We start from the raw sequence: 3,985 nt of genomic DNA on the forward strand, positions 1-3,985 counted from the left end.
TTCATGCAATATGCGGGCTAGTCAAACTGCTCTGACCCAACATTGCGGATCCTCAGCATTTGCTCTGCTGTCTTCACGCCGCCTCTTCCCGTAGCGCGTCATACCCCTTGCAGGCCAGTCCCAGGCCATACGGGATGACCGTCTGCCCGGCCTCATAGTACGCCCATTGCCGCCGGCTGATGCCCGTGGCGTTCGCGGCCTGTTCCAGCGTCAACCCCCGTGATTCGCGCCAGCGCTTCAGCGTGCCAGGGGTCAGCGGAAGTCCGCGCTGCCATTGCTCCATGAGCCACAGATGCAGCCCGTCAATAGCCGGCTCTTCGTCGCCGTCCTCGCCCCAATGAACAAACCCGCCGAACTCGCCTACCTGGACGCGGGCGAAAACACCACGGGCGCGGAGTCCGGCCAAGTCTGCATGGGCATCAATCCACGGGGAAAGGTCAATGGCGCTGGTGTGGCCGTTTTCCCAGACAATACGCAGGACCGTGCCACCGTCTGCGGTGGCCTCAATGATTCGTGCGTGGGCGGTATCGGGATAAGCAACCCGCTTCATGGATTCAGTTCCTCCCACAGTTGAAGCAGTGCTTGGCGGTTGACCTCGATCCAGGCCAGGGCTTCGCCGCTGGCGCGGATAGCCTTGCGTGATCCAAGCACCGCCATGTCATTCAGGAACACCCGCACCGGACCATTCGGGCCATCAATATGCACATGCGGTGGGTTGTGCTCCCTGCCGCGAACATCAATTCTGATATTGCCGATGCGGTGCGCCGTGACCATGGAATGACCATAGTGCAATCATTGCACCAAGTCAATGCCCGCTCTCGAATTTTCCTCGAGGGCGGGGGGGTCACGCCAACGTGACAAAGAACGATTGCAGGCACTTATCCAAAAGGCAGAATTCTACCCGTAAAACATCCAATGATTCCGCGCTCGCCGGAATTGGCGAACTGAAATCATTGTACTTTTTAACTTGAGGATTCTCAACTTTGATTCTTCGATATTGCAGGATCAAAGAGGCCGGGCAGGGGTCATTCTGGAGTAGGATTGTGTTGGTTTTATTGGTCGCACGACCAGCAATCACGCCCCTGCCTGCCGCCGTCCAAGCCCTTCGGCCAATGGGATGATCTGGAACGGATAGTCTTCAAATCTGGGCATCTGAGCTTCCATGCCTTTTGATACCGCACCCAGCATCATCGGCAAGCGCCCGGCCTCACGCCCTCACCATTTCCCGTCGTGCCGCCTGGACCAGGAAGGCGGAGCGGGACAAGCCCCGGCCACTGGCCGCCCGGTCTATCTCTTCCAGCGTCCCGGCTGGCAGGGTGATATTGACCCGCACCGTGCGGGCATCCAGAAAGCCCAGGTCCACATTCACCAGCGCCCACACAGCCCCTGCATACTCCGGACTTCCTGCATGCGCTGCGAAGTCGGAGGGTACAGGCCGTTCGCTCGCGTCGTCCAGGGCCAATTCCACGGCCTCTTGCACATTGGCCAGGGCTTCTTCCAAGGATTCACCGGCAGTGTTGCAACCCGGAATATCCGGCAGGCTCACACCCACGGCCTTGCCCTGCTCCATGAAAACTGCGGCAGGAAAGTACATGGTCACTCCTCTTCGAGCTTGGCATCATGGCGCAGAATTTTGCGGACCAGTCCTGTGCCAAGGTCTTTTTTGGGGTGCGGGACAATGGTCATGCGCCCGTCCGGGTGGCGATACTTGTGATGGCTGCCCCGAATGCTCACCAGCACGAAGCCTGCCGCCTCCAGAATTTTCACCACGTCCCGGCTGTTCATGGCTTAAAAATACACACCGTAATGTGTATTGTCCATCCTGCCGCGGCCATGCTTCGCGCTCATGCAGACAATGCAGACATTGCAGACTTAATGTCTGCGTCTGGGAAGTGGCGTGGTTACTAGCTTCGCAGACAATGCAGACAATGCAGACAATTTCCTAGCATAAAAATTTGCGGACAACTCTTCCATAAATTTTAGATTGAGAACTGCTATCATAATAATATATGATAAACTAACAGCTTGCTACTAGCAAAGTTTTTTCATGGTAAGATACCAGGTAATAATATTTTATTTATTTTGATTACTCCATTATTTCAAATATTTATGATGTATTTTAGACGGACTCTCCCTCCGCCAGTTGAGATTTCCAAGAAGGCTCTCATTGTCTTAACGGCACTGAGAGCCTTCACTTTTTTGCGCTTTTCGCGTCTCACTGCGACCAGGCAGATGATTGACAGCGAGACCTCTGCACCATTTCCTCTGCATTATCTTGCCATACACCATTGATTGCCTGCCTTGCTTGAATTATTGATCCAGATTCATTTCATTAGCAGATTTGTACATCCTAATGCAAATCAAGTAAGAACCAAGCAAGTCATCATACGCCCAGAAAAGATACAACGCGGATAGAAATCCTGCCACCCCAACGTAACATTTCTTCCCTCAATGATTTTGCTTCAAGGTCATCACTCTTTAAGTGCCAATCACAGCACGATTGCATCACTTCATGCGATAGCCTCAGCTTTTTGCAATCACATACAAACTCCAATACACGTCTGGCACAGCATGCCGAGAACGTTTGCTGCAGAATGATGGAGTACCCCAGGATGGTGCTGCATGGCGTCCTGGCCTGGGTGGATACGGGGGGGGCAAGACAGCCCTCCCCGCCTGCCCCAGGCAAGCGGCGCGGGCAAAGTCTCTCAGGGCGTGCTGCTGCCAGCCCGCCGAGACTGCAGCCCTGGAACAGGGGGCCGCGGTGTTGCGGGACACTGAGGGATGAACTGGGGTTTGCAGTCGAGTGCGAGATGCGCGAGAAGAACACATGCAGCATCCCGAGAATGATCGCTTCGGCATTTCGGCGCAGGCTCTGGCCATGACCCTGCAGCACCACCGGCACCACATCAAGGACGGGGACGGCGCAGCTGTGCCCGTCCTCCGGCCGGGATGTATGCCCCTTCGCGGCAGGAGATAGCCACGCTTCCTCCCGAGCGGGTCCTGTCTGTGCTCTTGGACTGAATGCGGGAGAGCCCGTCCGAACTGATCCCCACCAACGCCATGATCGCCGAGGTGCTCGCCGTGCTTGCAGCGCGACCCGATGCCGCGGCAGTGCAACAGTCCATTGCCGCCTGTCTGGAGTATCTTACGATCGGCAATGCAGTTCGCTGGAGTGAAGTGATGGGGGTCGCACATTACCGTGCCCCCTGTTGCATCGCACCACCCTCCCCGCCCGTTGTTTACAGTCGAGTGCAAACTCCCGAAGCACTCCGCCCCGCCTCAAAACGCCTCATTCCCTGCCTTGTTCACCCCAGTCCCCACCGATTCCTTCCGCATACTCTCTCCCGGGAAGGGGCTGAGGATGACCGGCATGCGGTCGTGGATGGGCGCGACCAGGACGTTGACCTCGGTGGTCAAGAGAGTGGCCGAGTGCAGCGGCGTGCCAGTTCCTGGAGCAGCAGGATCGTCCCACAGCTCCCACAGTCCGGCTCGGATATTGGCCTCATCCTCCATAGCCATAGCGAGCCCCTCATTTCTCAGAGGATTGGCTTTATCGCTGAGAACCAGTGCGGCCTGCCTGCACGCAATCTATTAGCACATGACGCACTGCGACAATCTATTGCGCGTGTGGGTGCGGTGCTGTATCAGCAGGGGCAGGATTAGAGCAAGGAGGGGAAGGAGAGGCGGTGCGCCACCGTACCATATTGATTGATGCAATTTAAGCAGGAGTCCCCGAATATGCTGTTCTCAAGGCACCTCTTTTCGTGCAACTTCAACACTGCTGCGACACTCCCTGCCTTCAAGGGCTCCATCATCCGGGGGATGCTTGGATGGGCCCTTCGGTCGCACCTATTTAGCAAGAGCAATCGCCTTCGCCTGAGCTTCTTTGGCGCCATCAAGATCACCGATGTTCCACAGCAGACTCCCAAGGTGTGAATAGAAATGAGGGTCGTCATTTTTGACGGCTATAGCATCTTGAGCTTTC

The 3,985-nt window shown here is 56.2% G+C and carries 5 protein-coding genes; all 5 read right to left on the reverse strand.

All coding sequences use genetic code 11. From position 1 onward, the window contains the following. Positions 1 to 73: 73 nt before the first annotated feature. Entirely contained in the window at positions 74 to 550 is a 477-nt protein-coding gene (locus DGI_RS15310) for a helix-turn-helix domain-containing protein (RefSeq protein WP_021762106.1), read from the reverse strand. Beyond that, the gene (locus DGI_RS15315; RefSeq protein ID WP_021762107.1) at positions 547 to 774 is read right to left on the reverse strand and encodes a DUF4160 domain-containing protein; all 228 of its coding nucleotides are present in this window, start codon (positions 772 to 774) and stop codon (positions 547 to 549) included. The genes DGI_RS15310 and DGI_RS15315 overlap by 4 nt, the downstream gene beginning before the upstream one ends. 433 nt (positions 775 to 1,207) lie before the next feature. Next, on the reverse strand, positions 1,208 to 1,594 hold the full coding sequence (locus DGI_RS15320; RefSeq protein ID WP_021762108.1) for a type II toxin-antitoxin system HicB family antitoxin: 387 nt from the start codon (positions 1,592 to 1,594) through the stop codon (positions 1,208 to 1,210). Between the two features lie 2 nt (positions 1,595 to 1,596). Continuing rightward, on the reverse strand, positions 1,597 to 1,785 hold the full coding sequence (locus DGI_RS15325; protein WP_021762109.1) for a type II toxin-antitoxin system HicA family toxin: 189 nt from the start codon (positions 1,783 to 1,785) through the stop codon (positions 1,597 to 1,599). Positions 1,786 to 3,279: 1,494 nt separating this feature from the next. Further along, positions 3,280 to 3,519: an SOS response-associated peptidase family protein gene (locus tag DGI_RS15330; protein ID WP_021762112.1), complete on the reverse strand. Its 240-nt coding sequence runs from the start codon at positions 3,517 to 3,519 to the stop codon at positions 3,280 to 3,282. Between the last annotated feature and the right edge of the window lie 466 nt (positions 3,520 to 3,985).

The organism is Megalodesulfovibrio gigas DSM 1382 = ATCC 19364, from assembly GCF_000468495.1.
GTDB classification, from domain to species: Bacteria; Desulfobacterota; Desulfovibrionia; order Desulfovibrionales; family Desulfovibrionaceae; genus Megalodesulfovibrio; species Megalodesulfovibrio gigas.